The sequence below is a fragment of the Allobosea sp. GW821-FHT09G06 genome (assembly GCF_059416005.1).
In genome coordinates this window covers 369,158-387,837 of sequence record NZ_JBWKOI010000001.1, presented here as the reverse complement: position 1 = coordinate 387,837, position 18,680 = coordinate 369,158, and the positions used below count along the sequence as shown (strand labels likewise).

Below are 18,680 nucleotides of genomic sequence, written 5' to 3'. Positions count from 1 at the left end.
ACAGGCCGGATTCCCGCTTGTATTCAGGTGTTCACGCGGCGCCCGTCATCGCGGGAGCCTCGCACCGGCCAGTATCACACGCCTCCGCCTCGGCATTCGACGAGCCGGCGTGAAGTTCCGTCGCGGGCGCGGACAAGGCCATGGCGATGCGGGCGCCCAGAGCAAGGTCTTCCTCCACCCCGAAGGCATGATGCAGGATCGCCCCGTCGCGCCCGATCAGCACCGAGGACGGCGTTCCGCGCAGGCTAAAGCGCCGCATCGTGACGGGGACGTCCGATCCCTCTTCGGCCAGGTCCACCGCAACCGGCGATCTCAGCCGGTATTCGTGCAGGAAGGCGCGAAGCGTGACGGGGGACATCGCCGCATGGTGCTCGAACACCGTGTGGACGCCGATGATCTGCAGATCGCTCCCGGCGAAGACGCGCTCGATGCGCTGCACTTGCGGGATCGCCTGCGCGATGCAGCCGGGGCAGAGCAGCTGGAACGTATGCAGGAAGACGGGTCGCCCGCGCAAACCGGCGAGCGTCAGCGGCGCGGAGGTGTTGAACCATTCGCTCACGGCCAGTTCCGGAGCGAGCACGGCTTGATTGCCGGACATGATGGTGATCCTTCCGTCAGGCGGCTGCGTGGCTGGAGAAGCCGGCGAGCTTGCAGGGCGTGCCCGTTGCGCTCTCCCGGCCGGCAAGAGTAATCCTCGTCATGTTCTGTCCTTTCATTTGCCTGGAGGGGGAGAACAGGCCGGTTCGTCGATGGCAGTCGGCGAACCGGCACCAATGCCGTCAGCGCGCCGGCATGACCTTCCCGGGAAGGCTGAGATTACCCGACGCGACCTTGAACACGTCGCTGACGCAGAGCAGCGGCGCATGCAGGTTGCCGTTGACCTTGAGGCCCGCGGTCACGCCGTCGAAGGACGCGCCCTTGATCCCGCCGATCAGCGAGACCGGGATCGAGACGTCGATCGTGTCGCCCTTGAAGCTGGTCGGGTAATCCGGGCTGTCGATCAGCAGCGGGACATTCGGCCAGGTCGGCGGCACCTTCGGCTTGCTGCCTGCGGGGATATCGATGACCTTGAGCCCGGCGCCGCAGGCCTTGTCCTGCGCCAGCACGACCCAGTGCGGGTGCCAGACATGCCGGTTCTTGCCGCCATAGGCCGCATCGTCGAAATCGGGATGGAAGGTGACGGCGAGCGCGACGATGCCCTGGTCCTTCTCGAAGCCGATCTCGCCGCTGTTGAGCGTGGTCGGCCAGACATAGGCATAGACGCTGGAGCCTTCGAACTTGCCGGTGGCGTCTGGCTTGTCCTTGCCGGCCTCCCCGCGCACCCGCGTCGTGAACACGGCGGTATCACCCTTGGTCACGATCGTGGTCTCGATGATGTCGAAGGAGGCCTGGACCGCCTCGGCCGGAGACGACTTGACCGAATGAGCCCCGGCTGTCGCCAGCCATAGCGAAGCCGTCCCGGCGACGAGCACGCCGGCTATCTTTCTGGCAATCATGATCTTGTTCCCTTCTGTCTTTGCCTGGAGGGGTGGTTATCCCGCTTGGAATGCTTCCCAGGTGGCAGCCCGGGAAGTGGGATCGGCTGTCTGATGGTCGCGGCAATCGATGCGCAGCTCGCGCTGGCCGAAGGCTGCGTCCACGAAACGACAATGATGCGGTCGCGCCGCGCCCGGATGGGCGAAGGGCGCGAAATACCGGCAGCTCGTGCACATGCGCTGGATCGGGATCGCGCCGGCTTCCTGAAATTCGCGGATCATCCTGATGAGGCTGAGGAGCAGCCGTTCCTGCTCTTCCGCTCCGAGCGCATCGACCGCCTGGCCGGCGGCGCCATCGAGCGTCGCATCAGTGGCGAGCAGCGCCTTGCCCTCGTTGGTCAACACGATGGCCACGGCTCGCCCGTCGCCGGCCACCGCCCGCTTCTCGACGGCTCCCTTGCGCGCAAGGGCGTTGATCGAATCCGTCGCCGTGGGCTGCGAAACGCCCAGATGCGCCGCGATCTCCTTGACGCCCAATCCGCCGTCACGGCCTTCCAGCAATTCGAGGATCGCCAGTTGCGTCGGGTTGATGCCGGCGCGCTTCGCCCGCTCCCAGTCATCGATGCGCATCACCGTCGCGACGCGGGCAAAAGCCTCGCGCAGGCGGTGACTGATCAGCGTCGGGTTACCAGGCGTTTCCATGACACCTTATATATAGGATTCCTATGCATTCACAAGGGCCGCGCTCCGAGACTTGTTCAAGGGCCGGGCTGAAGCGCCGCCGGCGCCCTTCAGGAGAAGAGCGCCGGCGGCTGGAAATATGCCTTCAGGGCCCGATGAGCTGCCCGCCATCGACCACGATGCTCTGGCCGGTGACCCAGCTCGCCTTGGCCGAAGCGAGGAAAAGCACGACCTCGGCGACCTCCTCGGGCTTGCCCATCCGCCCGAAAGCGATGGACGCCAGCGTGGCGTTGTAGAGCTCGGGATTGGAGGTCTTGCGGTTCTCCCAGGAGCCGCCCGGAAATTCGATCGAGCCCGGCGCGACGCAGTTCACCCGGATGCCCTTGCGCGCCAGCATCTTCGCCTGGCTGCCGGTATAGTGCATCACGGCCGCCTTGATCGCGCCGTAAGGAGCGGAGCGCGACGAGGCCCGCAAAGCCGAGATCGACGAGATGTTCACGATCGAGGAGCCCGGCTGGAGATGCGGGATCGCGGCATGGCTGCCGCGCACCACCGCCATCATGTCGACGCTCAGCGAAGCGGCCCAGCCCTCCTCGTCATCGGTCTGGCCGAAGCCGGAAGCGTTGTTGACGAGGATGTCGAGCCCGCCGAGCGCCTTCACCGCCTCCGGTACATAGGCCGAAATCTGGCCTGCATCGGCGAGGTCGACGCTCGCTGCATGGGCGGTGACGCCGAGCGCCTCGATCTCCTTGCGCGTCGCTTCCAGCGGCCCGGCGCCGCGCGCGCAGATCGAGACCGACGCCCCGCCCGCGGCGAAGCCGAGCGCGATCGAGCGGCCGATGCCACGGCTGCCACCCATGACGATGACGCGCTTGCCGGTGAATTCCTTGGCCATGCAGGCCTCCCTTCCTGATTGATTCCCGGTCCTTATTGCCGGTGGGAAGGGGCGCGCTTCAAGGCAGGCGGCACGCATGCCGCCCCTGCGCTTTCAGGCGGGACCGGCAGTGCTAACGGTCGCGCGCGACGCGGAAACCATTGGTGTAGAAGCGCACATCGGCCTCGTATTTGAAGCGCGCGGCCGAGCGCAGATAGCGCGGATCATTGTTGAACGAGCCGCCGCGCAGCACGCGCTCGCGGCATCCCCCGACCGTATAGGCGCTGCCGTCGCGGGGTGCGCTGCGGTAATTCTCGCTCCAGCAATCGGCGACCCATTCGGCGGCGTTGCCGGCCATGTCGTAGAGCCCGAAGGCATTGGCGGGGAACTGGCCGGCCGGAACGGTGCTGCCGCGCTTCTGGTCGTTGCAGCCGAGGCAGTTGGCGCGCTCCTGCACCAGGGCCTGGCCCCAGGGATAAGTCGTCGCGGTGCCGGCGCGCACGGCATATTCCCATTCGCTTTCGGTCGGCAGGCGATAAGGCTTTCCGCTGCGGGCCGAGAGCCAGGCGAGATAGGCACTGGCGTCGTTCCAGTGGATGTCGGTGACCGGCCGCTTGCCGCGGCCGAGCCCGCGATCATCCGGCCGGTAAGCGCAGCCGCCCTGGTCGATGCAAAGGTCCCATTCCTCGAAGGTCACCTCGCGCGCGCCGAGATAGAAGCCACGGACGGTGACCGGATGCACCGGCTTCTCGAACTCGTAGAGATCGTTCGAGCCCATCTGGAAGCTGCCTGCGGGAATCGCGACCAGCTCCGGACAGCCCGTGCAGTCGCGCTGCGGCGCGCCATTGGCCTGAGGGGCGGCCGGCGGAGGCACGACAGCGGCAACGGCAGGCGCGGCCGGGCTGGCGCGGTATTCCTGCTCGCGCGTGCGGGCGAGCGAAGCGAAGCGCCCGTTCGGGTAGGCATCGAGATAGGCGCGATACTCCGCGGCATTGCGGCTGTTGCGGATCGATTCCCAGAAGGCGAGGTCATAGGCCGCGTCCTGGGTCGCGCCCGGCGTCTGGGGCGGCGGAATCACGGCACGGCTGCCTTGCGCCACGGCGACTGGCCGGGCGACGGGCGTGACGACGAGCCCTTTCGGTGGCTCTGCCGAGAGCCAGACCTGCTGGCTGCGCCGGGTTTCGCGCGCGACCGTGTCCCGCACCTGCTTCAGCGCCTGCGCCATCTCCAGCCCCGACGTCCGGATCGCCTTCAGCCAGGCCTCGGCGGCGTGGCCGGGGCCGTTGGGCACCGTCTTGCCGGGAGCCGCCGGGAACAGCACCGCGATCCCCTCCATCGGCTCGAGCGGCAGGAGCCCCCGCGCCGCGCCCTGCCAGGGATTGTCGCGGCCGGCATCGAGGAAGATCAGGGCGCTGGCCGGCCGCGCGATGATCAGCGGGTCGACGATCTCGTCGAGATCGACCGCGCCCTCGGTGCCGCCCTGCGGCGGCAGCAGGAAATTGCGGTTCCGTTGCTGGATGGCATGGCCGCTGTAGAACACCACGACCTGCGCCCCGCGCCTGAGCTTGCTGGCGAAGCCGGCGATCGCCTGCCGCAGCGCGTTGCGGTCGGCATTCTCGACCGCGACCACGTCGAAGCCACCGGCGCTCAAGGTCTCGGCAACCGCGCGTGCCTGCTGGACGGCACCAGCGACCGGCGCCTGCGGATAGGCCTCGTTGGCGATGACGAGGGCGACGCGCGCAGGCTCTCCCGGCTGCTGGGCGAGGCCGGGCAGAGCCAGCAGCGGCAGCAGGAGAGCGGCAACCAGGACGCGTAACCAGGCCATCGGCGGACGGAACCCTTCGCGGCTAGCGGACATTGACCGTGATCTTCTGAGACATCACCGGCGGATTATGCGGCGTATGAGCGTGGTCGCCGAGCAGCAATTGTAGCGTGTGCCGCCCCTTGGGCAGCGTCACCACCACCTCGGTCTGGCCGTTGCCGAGATGGATGTTGTTGTAGTCGGACGGGATCGGCTGGTCCGGCGGGCCGGGATCGGTGTCGATCAGCAGGTGATGATGCCCGGTCCGCGCATGGTTGATGCCGGCCGGTGCTACGCCCATGCCACGCAGGCCGATCCGCACCGTGAAGCGCTCGGGCACGCTCAAGCCATCGACGGGATAGTGGAAATAGACCTGCGCACCCGGCGGAGCCGCCTGGCGCGTCGATGATTGCGCCAAGGCCTCGGAGGCGGCGCCCGACAAGCCCATCAGCGCGATGAGGCCAGCTGCGATGCGGGCTTGCGGGATCACCGGCGCCTCCTCGTCCTCGGGCCGCCCGGCGCCACGATCACCGTGATGCGCTCCGATATCACCGGCGGATCATGCGGCACATGATTCTCGTCCGCGAGCAGGAGTTGCAGCGTGTGCCGTCCGTTCGGCAGCGTCAGCCGGTACTCGGTCTGGCCGCCGCCGAGATGGATATGGTTGAGGTCGGCCGGGATCGGCTCGCCGAAGGCTGGCGGCCCGGTATCGACCAGCAGATGGTGATGCCCGGTGTTCGGCTTGGCGACGCCGGCCGGCGCCACCCCCATGTTGCGCAGGCCGAAGCGGATCGTCGAGGTCGGATAGATCCGGTCGCCATCCCGCGGATAGACGAAGTAGACCACGGCATCGTTGGGCGAAGCCGTGCGGGCCTTGCCGGTACCATGCGCATGTGGCGCCGATGGCGCGGCGACAGCGGGTTGCCCATCGGCGACGACACGGACCCGGATGCGCTGGGAAACCACGGGCGGATCATGCGGCACATGCTCGTGGTCGCCCATCAGCAATTGCAGGGTGTGCTCGCCGGGCGGCAGCGAGAGTTCGACCTCGGTCTGGCCGCGCCCGAAATGCAGATGGTTGAAGTCGCTGGGAATCTCGCGGTCGAGCGCCGGCAGCTCGGTATCGACCAGAAGATGGTGGTGGCCGCCATTCGTGCTGGTGGTCCCGGCCGGCGTGACCGCGATGCCCTCCGTGCCGAAGCGGATCTTCGCCCGGCTCGGGATCGTGGCGCCGTCCTGCAGGTCGATGAAGAAGACGCGGGCCCCGGGCGCCGTGGCCGAGCGCGGCTTCTCCGCTGCCGTCGCCGGAACCTCGACCGTGATCCGCTCCGACACGATCGGCGGATCATGCGGCACATGGTTGTGGTCGGCGAAGAGCAATTGCAGCGTATGCTTGCCCGGCGTCAGCGCGATCTCGGCCTCGGTCTGGCCGCCGCCGAAATGGATATGGTTGAAGTCGCTGGGGATCGGCTGGTCGAGCGGCGGCAATTCGGTGTCGATCAGCAAGTGGTGATGCCCGCCATTGCGCGCGACCTGTCCGGCGGGCACGACCTCCATGCCGGAGATCGCGAAACGCACCGTGAGCTTGGCCGGAACCTGCGCCTTGTCGGCGAGGCCGACGAAGGAGAGACGCGCCGTCGGCGGAGCCGGACTGCGTTGGCGGGCACGCTCCTGCGCGGACGTATCGGCCAGCGGGACCGCCAAGGCCAGACCCAACAGCAGAAGCGCCGGCGCGAGGCGAAGCATCAGCGTCTTCCTTCCGCGAGAAGATGAGGCGAAGGCTACCAGCGCCGACTGGCGCCTTCAAGCAAAACGCCATCCCGTTTCGGTGAAGACTATGCTTTGTTCTGGAGGCGGCCGGGGTCATGCATTAGCATGACGCAGAGGCTGTCGGCAGCCTCTAGGAACGTGATCCATGCTCCTCGTCGCGCGACTCTGCGGCCTGCTTCTCGTGCTGCTGTCCGGCCTTGCCCTGGCCGAGGCGCAGCCCGAGCGCCGCGTCGCGCTGGTCATCGGCAATTCCAGCTACCGCAACGCCCCCGTCCTGCCGAACACCGTCAACGACGCCCGCGACATGGTGGTCGCCCTGCGCAAGGTCGGCTTCGAGGTGGTCGAAGGCATCGATCTCGACAAGCGCGGCATGGACGCGGCCCTGACGCGCTTCGCCCGGCTGGCACAGGATGCCGATGCCGCGATGTTCTATTTCGCCGGCCACGGCTTCCAGTTCAACGGCGAGAACTACCTCGTGCCGGTCGAGGCGAAGGTCGAGGACGAGGTCGGCGTCCAGTACGAGACGACGCGGCTCAACGATGTCGTCACCGCCCTGAACTATGCGAAGGGCGTCAAGATCATGGTGCTCGACGCCTGCCGCAACAATCCTTTCGTCGGCCTGCTCGCCAAGCGGCAGGCGACGCGCGGCTTCTCCGTCGGCTCCGGCCTTGCTCCGGTCCAGCGTGCACAGGGCATGGTCATCGCCTATGCCACGCAGGCCAACGACGTCGCCGCCGATGGCGCCGGCCGCAACAGCCCCTTCACCGCCGCGCTGGTACGCGAGATCGACCAGCCCGGGCTGGAGGTCGCAGCACTGTTCCGCCGCGTGCAGAAGAGCGTCTACGACACCACCGCCGGCCGGCAGACACCGGAACTCTCGCTCTCCCTGCTCGGCGACTTCTACCTCAACCGCGAGGAGACGGATGCCGATGTCTGGCGCCGCATCCGTGCCAGCGACGAGCCTGCCGCCCTGCAGGCCTTCATCCAGCGCTATCCGCAGAGCTTCTTCGTCATCGATGCCCGCACGCGGCTCGATCTGCTGGAGCGCCGCTCCTCGGTCTCGAGCGAGCGCGACAAGCTCGTGCGCGAATTCGCCGAACGCGAGCGCACCCTGCTCCAGCGCCTCGAGCGGGCGGAGCAAGGGCGGCGTCAGGCGGCCGACGATCTCGCCCGCAAGGATATCGGCGACGCCGTCGGCGTCCCGCCGCCCGTGCCGGCTCCGGGCTCCGCGCCAGTCGCGGCTGCCCCTGCTCAGCCCGCGCCACGCGTCCAGGACAAGGCGGAGCGCGCGCGCCTCGCCGACGAACTCGCCCGCCGGGAAACCGAGCTTGCGGCGATCGAAACGGAGAAGCAGCGCCTCGCCGAGGAGCGCCGGGCGGTCGAACAGGCGCTGGCGGCGCGGCTTGGCGCCCCCGCCGCGCCGAACCGCTCGACACAACCCATCGCCCTGCCGGGGATGCCGCCACGCGCCCCGGAAGCAGCTCCCGGAGCGGCACCGCGGGGAAGGTCCTCCGGCGATTGCGCCGAACTCCTGATGCGCGCGCAGCTCGGCGAGCTGACGCCGGGCGGGCGCGAACAATTGCGGCAATGCCGCTGATACAGGGCCTCCGCGGCGGAAAGCCCGCCCGAAGCTGGAGAGGTGAGCCATGACGGGGTTTGTCCGCTTCACGACCGTCGCGATCGGCCTCGCCCTGCTGGCGGGCATGACCACGGCCGGCGCCCAGCCTGCGCCGCCAACGCCGGTTCCCTTTGCCGACGCGCTCCGCAAGGCGGCCGACGACCTGTTCGGCAAGGCGGCAGTGACCGGCGAGAAGGTCAATCTCGTCATCGACCCGCTGATCGACGCGGCCTCGGGCGCGCAATCGGCCGCGACGCGTTCGATGCAGGCGACGCTGATGGAGATGGTCAAGGCGAACTACCCGCGCTTCACCGTCCTGCCCTTCGACAGCGAGGCCCTCGCCAGCAAGCCGGTGGTGCTGGTCGGCACCTTCACCGCCGTGAACAACCAGGGCGCCGCCGACGGGCCGCGCGACGCCTACCGGATCTGCCTGACACTGGCCGATCTCAAGTCCAACAGCGTCGTGTCCAAGGGCGTCTCGCGCGCCCGGCCGGAGGGCGTCGACGCGACGCCGACACAGTATTATCGGGACTCGCCGCTCTGGGCCAAGGACCAAGCGACCGATGCCTATATCAAGACCTGCCAGGGCACGAAGCTCGGTGACGCCATCGATCCCGGCTATGTCGAGCGGCTCACCGCCAATGCGCTGATCAATGACGGGATCCTCGCCTACGAGACGCAGCATTTCCGCGAGGCGCTTGCCTTCTACCGGGCGGCCCGCAAGCTGCCCGGCGGCGAGCAGCACCGCGTCAGGATCGGAACCTATCTCGCCGCCAGCAAGCTCGCGCGGCGCGAGGACATGGTCGACGCCTTCGGCGACCTGATCGATTACGGCCTCGGCTCGGACCGGTTGATGGTGAAGCTCCTGTTCAAGCCCGGCACCACCCAGTTCATCGACGACCGCCAAATCACCGAACCCTACCCGATGTGGCTGAGCCAGATCGCGACCCGCGCCCGCCAGAAGGGCGCCTGCCTGGAAATCGTCGGCCATACCTCGCAGACCGGTCTGCCGCAGGTGAACGACCGGCTCTCCGCCTTGCGGGCTCAGTTCGTCATGGACCTGCTGCTCACCGGCGCACCGGATAATCGCGGCCGCATGATCGCGACCGGTCGCGGCTTCCGCGAGAACCTCGTCGGCACCGGCAAGGACGATGCCAGCGACGCGCTCGACCGCCGGGTCGAGTTCAAGGTGATCGGCTGCTAGAGCGGTTTCGTGCGAAGCGGGCGCCGGTTCGCACGAAACGCATCGGGACAGGAGCCTTGCGCAAGGTGGGTTGACGCAGGACCAGGCCGGGTAAGCCCCACCCGGAAATCCGGCAAATTTGTCCCCTGCTGTTTTTGAACGGGCGGCATGTCGCCAATCGCCTCCTGCGGGCTGACATGCGCCTCTCAAGCCTCCGCGATCGCGCAGCTCCCGGTCTTTTTTGTCCTTCCGACGGAGCGTTTCCGTCGGTTGCCCGTGTGCTTGCGAGGGCACGGCCGGCTCGGCTCGGCAGCGGAACCGCAACACTCAGCCAACCAAAGGTTGGAATAACCTCGCGAATCACTTGTATTGGGGGCGGCCGCACGCGCGAAGCCTGCAGCGCAGCGCCCCTGGCGAGCGTAACCGCGCGTTAACCTGTATTAACCAATGGTCAACACATGACGATGCTGTACCGACATCGGCGCGCGTGCCTATGAGGACCTGGAACACCATCGCTTCGATGCCTCCCAGCGCGTTCCGTGGCGTCTCCAGACCTGTGGCAAGCGGGCTTGCGGCCTCATGCCTTGCCCTTTTACTCGCTGGTTGCGGCGAACAGCGCTTCTCCGGCGACCAGCTCGTCTCCGCCTCGCGCGCCGTTTCCGTCGATGTCGGCCGTGCGATGGCACTGCCTCCGCCGGGCAGCGTCCCGGTGATCGGCGTCACCCAGCGAACCTATGAGAACGGCGTCTCGCAGACCATTTCCCTGGCGACCCGCGGCCGGACGCCCGGCGAGAACGCCTTTCACGTCGCTTTCCTCACCGCGGCCGACCTTCCCGAAGAGGCCGGCGTCGAAGGCAACCTGCTGCGGGAACCCGGCGTCGACGACTTCGCCATCGCCAGGGAGATGGAAGAACGCCTCCCCGGCGTCGCCATGGCGCCTTCCGCCGTCTTCGTCCAGAACAGATACGGCCCCTTCGGCTATGCCTTCGGGCGCGGTGCTGGCGGCGAAGCCTGCCTTTACGCTTGGCAGCGGCTGGCACGGGGAGACAGCGTGTTCCGGCCGCGATCGGGCGTGATCTCGCTGCGCCTGCGCATCTGCGATCCCGCCGCGACCGAGGCCTCGCTCCTGCGCTTGGCTTATGATTATTCGCTCAATGCCCGGTTGCAGCGCGTCGGCTGGAACCCGATCGGCGATGCCCCGGCCCCCTCCCCGGAACTCGGCGAGGCCGGCGCGCCGATCTATCCGCAAGCGCCGCAGCCCTCCTTCGGCGAGCCCCCGCAGCGCCCGCAGGCCGCAAGGCCACGGTCGGAGCGCAGGCAACGGCCCGCGCCGGTGGAAGTCGAGGCCCCTGCCCCGATCTCCGCCAGGCCCCTCGAAGGATACCCCACCGTCCCGCCGCCACCCGCGCCCTGAGCCGAACCGGATAGCCGAACGCCCGATGCGAACCGCGAGCTACGTCATCTTCTGGGCCCTGACCGCGATCGTCGTCATCGCGCTGGTGACCCTGCCGATCAGCCTGCAGGCGCATCTGATCGCCGGCACGATCGTGGTCGGCGCGATGATCGTGCTCAAGTTCCTGCGGCCTTACGGCGTCTGGCGGCTGATCGCGCTCGGCCTGGGAACGGCGATCGTGCTGCGTTACGTCTATTGGCGCACGACCAGCACGCTGCCGCCGGTCAACCAGCTCGAGGATTTCATCCCGGGCCTGATCGTCTATCTCGCCGAGCTCTACAATATCGGAATGCTGGGCCTCAGCCTCTTCGTGGTGGCGATGCCGCTGCGCAAGCGCGAGACGCCGCCGATCGACCTGGCGAATGCGCCAACGGTCGACGTCTTCGTGCCCTCCTACAACGAGGAGCCGGAGCTGCTGGCGACGACGCTCTCAGCGGCGCTGGCGATGGACTACCCGCCGGACCGCCTGCAAATCTACCTGCTCGACGACGGCGCCACCGACGAAAAGTGCAATGCCGACGATTTCGCCGCGGCCAGCGCCGCCCGCGAGCGCCGCGCGACGCTGCAGAAGCTCTGCGAGGGTCTCGGGGTCAACTACCTCACCCGCGAGCGCAATATCAGCGCCAAGGCCGGCAATCTCAACAACGGCATCGCGCATTCCAAGGGCGATCTGATCGTCGTCTTCGACGCCGATCATGCCCCGGCGCGCAGCTTCCTGACCGAGACGATCGGCTATTTCGGGCAGGACCCGAAGCTCTTCCTGGTCCAGACCCCGCATTTCTTCATCAACCCGGACCCGCTGGAGCGCAATCTCCAGACCTTCCGCTCGATGCCCTCCGAGAACGAGATGTTCTATGGCATCATCCAGCGCGGCCTCGACAAATGGGACGCCTCCTTCTTCTGCGGCTCGGCCGCGGTGCTCAGGCGGGCCGCGCTCGAGACCACCAACGGCTTCTCCGGGCGCAGCATCACCGAGGACGCGGAAACCGCGATCACCCTGCACGCCACCGGCTGGCACAGCGTCTATGTCGACAAGCCGCTGATCGCCGGGCTCCAGCCTGCGACCTTCACCAGCTTCATCGGCCAGCGCTCGCGCTGGGCCCAGGGCATGATGCAAATCCTCATGTTCCACCGCCCGATGTTCAAGCGCGGCCTCTCGCTGCCGCAGCGGCTCTGCTACTCGTCATCGGCGCTGTTCTGGCTCTTCCCCTTCGCACGGCTGACCTTCCTCGTCGCGCCGCTGTTCTACCTGTTCTTCGGCCTGGAGATCTTCGTCGCCTCCGGGCCCGAGTTCATCGCCTATGTGCTGAGCTACATGGTGGTGAACCTGATGATGCAGAACTACCTCTATGGGCGCTATCGCTGGCCCTGGATCTCGGAGCTCTACGAGTTCATCCAGTCGGTCTACCTGCTGCCGGCGGTGATCTCGGTCTTGCTCAACCCGAGCAAGCCGACCTTCAAGGTCACCGCCAAGAACGAGTCGCTGGAGACAAGGCGCGTCTCCGAACTCGGCCGGCCGTTCTTCATCATCTTCGCCGTGCTCACGCTCGGCCTCGTCGCGACTTACTGGCGCATCATCACGGAGCCCTATAACGCCGATATCACCTTCGTCGTCGGCATGTGGAACATCCTCAACCTGCTGATGGCGGGCTGCGCGCTCGGCGTCGTTTCCGAGCGCCCGGAAGGGCGCGGCGCACGGCGCTTTGCGGTGAAGCGCCGCGGCGAGATCAGCATCGACGGACGCAAGGCCCGGGTCGTCACCGAAAACGTCTCCGTCGACGGCATCGCCGTCCGGGTGATGTCGAAGGAGTTCGACAAGCTGCCGATCGACACCGCCGGTGAGATTGCATTCGAGACCACGATCGACATGCCCGCAGGCGCGCTGCCCGTCCGTGTCCGGCGGCGCGAGCTGGACGACAAGGGCTTGCTGCTCGGCTGCAGCTATGAGCCGACCGAGCCCTTGCATAGCCGCATCATCGCGGACCTCGCCTTCTCGGACGCCGAGAACTGGAGCCGCTTCCAGAAGGCCCGGCGCCACAACCCCGGCGTGATCCTGGGGACGCTACGCTTCATGCGCCTCGCCATCTTTCAGGCAAGTCGCGGCCTTTCCTATTTCTTCGGCCTGTACCGCCTGTCCCGTTCGACCACCCGTCCGGGAGCTGCGGAATGACGCGCTTCCGATTTTCCACGCAGCTGGCCGCAATCGCCACCTCGGCCTTGCTGACCGCCGCACCGCTCCCGGCGCAGGAAGCCCCGCCCGCCCAGCCGGGGCCGGCGCCGTTCATGATCGCGCCGCCCGCGCAGGCTCCGGCGAGCCCTCCTCCGCCTGCGAGCTCCGCGCCTGCCGCAGCGCCGACGGAGAGCCCGGCAGCACCGCCCCCGGCCCTCCTGTTCAAGCCGCTCCTGCCGGCGGCGCGTGTCACGCTCGAAGGCGAGAGCGACATGCGCAACTGGGCGTTCTACCTGACGCAGGACGAGGCCGCCGCCGAGCTGAACCTCGATATCGCCTTCCAGAACGCGCTCGTGGTCATGCCGGAAGCCTCGCGCCTCACGGTCCGGATCAACGGCGAGCGCGTCAGCGAAATGCCGATCGCCTCGTCCGACCGGCTGAAGCGGACTTCGGTCGCCCTGCGCAAGGGCTTGCTCCGGGCAGGCCAGAACACGATCGGCTTCGAGGCCGTGCAGCGCCATCGCACCGATTGCACGGTCGGCTCGACCTATGAGCTCTGGACCCGCATCGACGGTGCCGGCACGCGCCTGAGCTTCAGGAATGCGAGCGCCCGGCCATCGGCCTTGCGCGGCATCGACGACCTCGCCGCCATCGGCGCCGATGAAGGCGGGCAGACGAATATCGTCATCGTCGCGCCCGGGGCCTCGCGAGGGGTTGCCGCCGGCAGCATCCTCGCCACCGCCCAGGCGCTCGCGCTGCGCGGCCGCTACGGACAAGTCGCGGTGACGGTGGCCGAGCAAATGCCCGCGCGCATCAGGCCGGGCACGCTCACCGTCGCGCTCGGCACGAACGAGGAGATGCGCACGCTGCTCGGCACGCTCCCCGCCGAAGCGAACGGCCGCAGCTTCCTCGGCTTCGTGCCCGCGCAGAAAAGCGCCGATCTCCTGCTCGTCACCGGCGAGGGCTGGCCCGATCTCGAAGCCCTGATCGCGAAGCTCCTGACCGCGCCGGTATCCCGGCCGGCCAATATCAACCGCAAGACCATGGACACCGCGAGCTGGCACCTGCCGGACGCGCCCTTCATTTCCGACCGGCAGGCGATCCGCTTCTCCGAGTTCGGCATCCCCACGCAGGAATCGACCGGCCGGCGCATGCGCCTGCGCGCGGTCGTCGCGATGCCCGGCGATTTCTATGCCAACGCTTATGGCGAGGCGACGCTCTATCTCGACGGCGCCTATTCGCAGGAGGTCCTGCCCGGCGACAGCCATATCGAGATCTTCGTCAACGGCAATGTCGCGGCGACCGTGCCGCTCAATGCGGCGACGGGCGGGCTCTTCCAGCAATTCCCGATCACCATCCCGCTGCGGCATTTCCAGCCTGGCATCAACGAAATCTGGTTCGAGGCGGTGACGCTGACGAAGTCGGACCTCGCCTGCGGCCCCGGCGCGACGCTGCCGGGCAAGAGCCGCTTCGCCCTGTTCGACACCTCCGTCCTCTCCATGCCCGACTTCGCCAAGATCGGCGTCAGCCCCAACCTCGCGGCGATCGCCGGCACCGGCTTCCCTTATTCGGTCGCGTCGCGCGTCGCCCTGATCATGGGCCGGCAGGACACCGCCAATCTCAGCGCCGCGGCGACGCTGCTCGCGCGCATCGCGCGCAACGCCAGCCGGCCGCTCGCCGTCGATGTCGTGAGCAACCCCGCGCTGGTCGGGGACAGGCCGGCCCTGATCGTCGGCACCGCCGGCCAGATGCCCGCGGGACTGCTGCCGCGCGTCGGCATCGCCGACAATGTCCGCGCCACCTGGCCGCAGCGTGCCGATGCCGTGGTGGTGACGCCGGATGCCGAAGGCGCCGCCGTCTTCGACGCCGTCATCAACCGCCTCCAGGGCCGGGAGGCGACGCCCGAGGCCTCCGGCGGCGCGGCACCGACCACCGAAGCCGTCCGCGACCGCTGGCGCGGTTCGCTCGGCGGCCCGCTGGCCCGTTATTTCGTCGGCTTCGACCAGTGGCTCCAGAGCACCTTCGACCTCTCCTTCGCGCAGTTGCGCGCGCCGTCCCGCGCACCCACGCTCTACGAGCCAGCGGAGGGCACCGAACTCATCGCGGCCCAGGCCGCCGACGCGGAGACGCGGCAGGTCTGGACCGCCTTCATCGCGCGTCGCGACGAGACCCTGCAGAGCGCCGTCAGCCGCATCGTCTCGCCCGGCAACTGGGCCGGCATGGCCGGGCGGATCACCGCATTCCGCGGCGCCCAGGACGCGCATGTCATCTCGGCCGACAAGACCTCCTTCGTCATGACCCGGCCGTTCAGCCTCACCAACATGCGGCTGGTCTTCGCCAACTGGATGTCGAGCAATATCGGCATTTACGCGCTGGCGCTGCTGCTTGCCTGCATCGGGCTGGGCATCGGAACCTCCCTGATGCTCGGGCGGTTGGGACGGCGATCATGAGACGGGTTTTCGCAGCGATGGTCGCCGCCCTCTTCTGCTTCGCCTCAGGCGCCCATGCAGCTGTGCCCGCCGATGCCTGGGCGCTCTACCGGGACAAGTTCATCACTACGGAAGGGCGCGTTGTCGACGATGTGAATGGCGGCATCAGCCATAGCGAGAGCCAGGGCTACGGCCTGCTGCTGGCCTGCCTCGCCGACGACCGCGCGACCTTTGCCAAGATCTTCGCCTTCACCCGCACGGAGCTTCTGATCCGCGACGACGGCCTCGCGGCCTGGCGCTGGGACCCGAAGGCGAGCCCCCATGTCACCGACATCAACAATGCCAGCGATGGCGATCTCCTGATCGCGCAGGCCCTGGCCTGCGCCGGTGCGCGCTGGAACATGCCGGCTCATACCGCAGCCGCCCGCCAGATCGCCAACGCGCTGACCAAGGTGGCGCTCAGGCAACATGCCGGGCAGGCCTGGCTGATGCCCGGCGCGGTGGGTTTCTCGGAGAAGGACCGGGCCGACGGGCCGGTGATCAACCCGTCCTACTGGGTGTTCGAAGCCTTTCCGGTGCTGGCCAAATTGACCGGCGACCAGCGCTGGATGCAGGTGCAGGCCAGCGGACTGAAACTGCTCGACGAGCTCGCCAAGCGGAAGATGCCGGCGCCGGAATGGCTCTCGATCAAGGCCGTCCCCAAGCCGGCCGAAGGTTTCCCGGCCCAGTTCGGCTATAACGCCATCCGTATTCCGCTTTACCTGTTGCGCGCGGGGCTAGGCGACAAGGCGCGCCTCGCGCCGTTCCGCCAGGCCTGGGCCGATGGCACGGCCGTCGTCGATGTGGTCAGCGGCAAGCCGGTCGAGCCGCTGCCGGATGCGGGCTACCGCATCCTCTCCGCCGCGATGGCCTGCGCGCTCGATGGCACGCCGGTTCCGGCCGAGCTCAGGACATTCCAGCCCACCGCCTATTACCCTTCGACGCTGCATCTCCTCGCCCTCTCGATGCTCAGCGAGAGGTATCCGCAATGCCTGTGAAACCCGTCCTCATCGCCGTCGCCGTCTCGGGCCTCGCCTTCTACGCGCTCGGCCGCTACGGCCATGACACCGCCTCGCGCGACCCGGCACAGTCGATGATCCAGCCCGCGCAGGCACAGGCTCCGCAGCAATCGCCGCAGAGCCCGCCCGCTCCGGCAGCGAACGAAATCGCGCAAGCCGCGGCGCCGGACCGCCCGGCAGCGCCCCCCTCGCCCGCGCCCAAGGTCGATGAGACCGCCTTGCGCTATTTTGCGGCGCAGGGCGATACCCGCCGCTACGAGGCCGAGCTCGCGCGGCTCAGGGCACTCTATCCGGAATGGAAGCCATCGACCGATCCCGCTTCCCAGGGGCAGGCCGGCGATCCCGAGCTCGAACGGATGTGGCGGCTCTTCGCCGAGGGCAAGCACGGTGAGGTCCGCGCTGCCATCGCCCAGCGTGGCAGTGCCGATCCGAACTGGCGCGCGCCCGCCGATCTCATCGCCCAGCTCGACGCGGCCGAGGCGCGCCAGCGCCTCGTCAACGCATCGAACGCCCGGCAATGGGAGCAGGTCATCCGCCTGGGCACCGAGACGCCGGCCTTGCTGACTTGCGCCAGCGTCGATGCGCTCTGGCGCGTCGCCGAGGCCTTCGTCCAGACCGGCAAGCCCGAGCGGGCCCGCGACGCCTATGCTTACGTCCTGACCAACTGCACCAACCCGGCCGAGCGCGCCGGCACGATGCAGAAGGCGCTCGCCACTTTGCCCGAGGCTCTCGTCGACGCGCTTCTTGCCCAGGAGCGGCAGAACGAGTTCGCGAGCATCCGAGACGAGATCGCCAGGCGCCATATCGGCAAGGCCGCCGACGACCCGACCCAGAAGGCGACCGCTGCCGAGATCCAGCGCATCGAGGCCCTCGCCAATGCCGCGACCACGCCCGACGACGCCATCCTGCTCGGCTTCTACGCCCTCCACCATGACGAGCCGGCCAAGGCCGCGACCTGGTTCCAGACGGCGTTGACGCGCAATGGCGGCGCCAAGGCGGCCGAGGGGGCCGTTCTCGCGCTGGGCGCGACCAAGAAATATCAGGAAGCCGAGACGCTCGGCGCCCAATGGCTGGAAGCCGGCGCAGCCAATCGCAAGGCCTATCTCGACGTCATCACCGCATTGCTGACCCAGGAGCCGCCGCCGCGTCTCGACCGCACGGTGGTCGAGCGCATCGCCCGAGCGGTCGGGCAGGACAAATACGCGCCCGGCGCCGGCGCGCTCGGCTGGTATGCCTATAATGCCGGGCAGACCGCTCCGGCCGGAACCTGGTTCGAGACCGCGCTCTCATGGGATCGCAATTATGAGCCGGCGGCCTATGGCCTGGCGCTGGTCCGCGAACGGCAGCGTGATCAGGCAGGACTTCGCGCGCTCGTCGCCGAATGGGGCAGCCGCTCGCAGCGGATCGCGGAGGTGCTCAATCCCCGCCGTGCGCGCCCGGCCGCGACCACCGAGCGCCCCGTGGAAATCCGTGAAGTCCCGCGTCCGGACACGGTCGCCGAGCCGATCGGACAGCGTCCAGTTCCCACGGCACGCACCCGCCGCGAAAGCCCGGTCGAGCGCGAGGAGGTGGCAACCGCCGGGCGCGCAGCGGCCCCCCGCACCGTCAGCGGCAATTGCGGCAACGGCAGCTCCGGCGCTGCCGCCTTGCAGCGCGGCTGGTGCCTGCTCAATCTCAAGCGTCCGGTCGCCGCGGCTCAGGCCTTCGAGGCGGCGCAGCGCAGCGGCAATGCCGAGGTTGCGGCCGATGCCGCCACCGGCCTGACCTATGCCAAGATCCAGCAGGGCCTGACCAGCGAAGCTGTGGCCGCGGCCGGCGCCACCAACCTGCCGCCCGCGCGCCGCCGGGAGCTTGCCACCTTGCTCCTGTCGGAACGGTTCTATGCCCAGTACGACGCGAAGGATTTCAACGGCGCGCTGCTCACCCTGTCGGAACGGCGCCGGCACGCGCCCGAGACGACCGACCTGATGCTGATGCGCGGCTGGGCCTATTACAATCTCGGGCGCTACGACGATGCCGGCCGCATCTTCGAGACCCTGTACAAGGTGAACAGGTCGTCCGAGGCCCTGTCGGGCATCACGGCGATCCGCGACGCCACCCGCCTCAACCGGTACTGAGGCGGGAACCGGCCACTTTCCGGGTGATGACGGCCGTTGCGACGGGGCGAA

The 18,680-nt window shown here is 68.3% G+C and carries 14 protein-coding genes; 7 read left to right on the top strand and 7 right to left on the bottom strand.

All coding sequences use genetic code 11. The features are described from left to right. Positions 1 to 31 precede the first annotated feature (31 nt). The 7 genes from AC07NY_RS01835 to AC07NY_RS01805 all read right to left on the bottom strand — a co-directional run bounded on the left by AC07NY_RS01835 (position 32) and on the right by AC07NY_RS01805 (position 6,577). On the bottom strand, positions 32 to 598 hold the full coding sequence (locus tag AC07NY_RS01835; protein ID WP_494581369.1) for a thioredoxin domain-containing protein: 567 nt from the start codon (positions 596 to 598) through the stop codon (positions 32 to 34). A 181-nt stretch (positions 599 to 779) separates the two neighbouring features. Further along, positions 780 to 1,496, bottom strand: a complete 717-nt coding sequence (locus AC07NY_RS01830) for a hypothetical protein (protein WP_494581367.1) — start codon at positions 1,494 to 1,496, stop codon at positions 780 to 782. Between the two features lie 36 nt (positions 1,497 to 1,532). Beyond that, positions 1,533 to 2,177, bottom strand: a complete 645-nt coding sequence (locus AC07NY_RS01825; protein ID WP_494581365.1) for a MarR family winged helix-turn-helix transcriptional regulator — start codon at positions 2,175 to 2,177, stop codon at positions 1,533 to 1,535. Between the two features lie 124 nt (positions 2,178 to 2,301). Then, positions 2,302 to 3,051, bottom strand: a complete 750-nt coding sequence (locus AC07NY_RS01820) for an SDR family NAD(P)-dependent oxidoreductase (protein WP_494581363.1) — start codon at positions 3,049 to 3,051, stop codon at positions 2,302 to 2,304. A gap of 112 nt (positions 3,052 to 3,163) precedes the next feature. Then, positions 3,164 to 4,855 carry an SUMF1/EgtB/PvdO family nonheme iron enzyme gene (locus tag AC07NY_RS01815; protein ID WP_494581361.1) on the bottom strand — a complete coding sequence of 564 codons (1,692 nt, stop codon included), beginning with the start codon at positions 4,853 to 4,855 and terminating at the stop codon, positions 3,164 to 3,166. Positions 4,856 to 4,877: 22 nt separating this feature from the next. Then, the gene (locus AC07NY_RS01810) at positions 4,878 to 5,321 is read right to left on the bottom strand and encodes a DUF4399 domain-containing protein (protein WP_494581359.1); all 444 of its coding nucleotides are present in this window, start codon (positions 5,319 to 5,321) and stop codon (positions 4,878 to 4,880) included. Then, complete coding sequence (locus AC07NY_RS01805; protein ID WP_494581357.1) at positions 5,318 to 6,577, bottom strand: DUF4399 domain-containing protein; 1,260 nt, start codon at positions 6,575 to 6,577, stop codon at positions 5,318 to 5,320. Before AC07NY_RS01805 ends, AC07NY_RS01810 begins: the two co-directional genes overlap by 4 nt. Positions 6,578 to 6,746: 169 nt before the next feature. Here AC07NY_RS01805 and AC07NY_RS01800 point away from each other — a divergent pair, with 169 nt between their 5' ends. The 7 genes from AC07NY_RS01800 (at position 6,747) to AC07NY_RS01770 (ending at position 18,629) form a co-directional block, all read left to right on the top strand. After that, positions 6,747 to 8,198: a caspase family protein gene (locus tag AC07NY_RS01800; protein WP_494581355.1), complete on the top strand. Its 1,452-nt coding sequence runs from the start codon at positions 6,747 to 6,749 to the stop codon at positions 8,196 to 8,198. A 49-nt stretch (positions 8,199 to 8,247) separates the two neighbouring features. Continuing rightward, the gene (locus tag AC07NY_RS01795) at positions 8,248 to 9,423 is read left to right on the top strand and encodes an OmpA family protein (RefSeq protein WP_494581353.1); all 1,176 of its coding nucleotides are present in this window, start codon (positions 8,248 to 8,250) and stop codon (positions 9,421 to 9,423) included. Between the two features lie 658 nt (positions 9,424 to 10,081). After that, positions 10,082 to 10,816 (top strand): cellulose biosynthesis protein BcsN, encoded by a 735-nt coding sequence (gene bcsN, locus AC07NY_RS01790; RefSeq protein ID WP_494581352.1) that lies wholly within the window; start codon positions 10,082 to 10,084, stop codon positions 10,814 to 10,816. A 25-nt stretch (positions 10,817 to 10,841) separates the two neighbouring features. Next, positions 10,842 to 13,025, top strand: a complete 2,184-nt coding sequence (gene bcsA, locus AC07NY_RS01785; RefSeq protein ID WP_494581350.1) for a UDP-forming cellulose synthase catalytic subunit — start codon at positions 10,842 to 10,844, stop codon at positions 13,023 to 13,025. Continuing rightward, positions 13,022 to 15,475 (top strand): cellulose biosynthesis cyclic di-GMP-binding regulatory protein BcsB, encoded by a 2,454-nt coding sequence (locus tag AC07NY_RS01780; protein WP_494581349.1) that lies wholly within the window; start codon positions 13,022 to 13,024, stop codon positions 15,473 to 15,475. The genes bcsA and AC07NY_RS01780 overlap by 4 nt, the downstream gene beginning before the upstream one ends. After that, on the top strand, positions 15,472 to 16,491 hold the full coding sequence (locus AC07NY_RS01775; RefSeq protein ID WP_494581347.1) for a family 8 glycosyl hydrolase: 1,020 nt from the start codon (positions 15,472 to 15,474) through the stop codon (positions 16,489 to 16,491). Before AC07NY_RS01780 ends, AC07NY_RS01775 begins: the two co-directional genes overlap by 4 nt. Beyond that, on the top strand, positions 16,482 to 18,629 hold the full coding sequence (locus tag AC07NY_RS01770) for a tetratricopeptide repeat protein (RefSeq protein ID WP_494581345.1): 2,148 nt from the start codon (positions 16,482 to 16,484) through the stop codon (positions 18,627 to 18,629). Before AC07NY_RS01775 ends, AC07NY_RS01770 begins: the two co-directional genes overlap by 10 nt. The last annotated feature ends 51 nt before the right edge of the window (positions 18,630 to 18,680 follow it).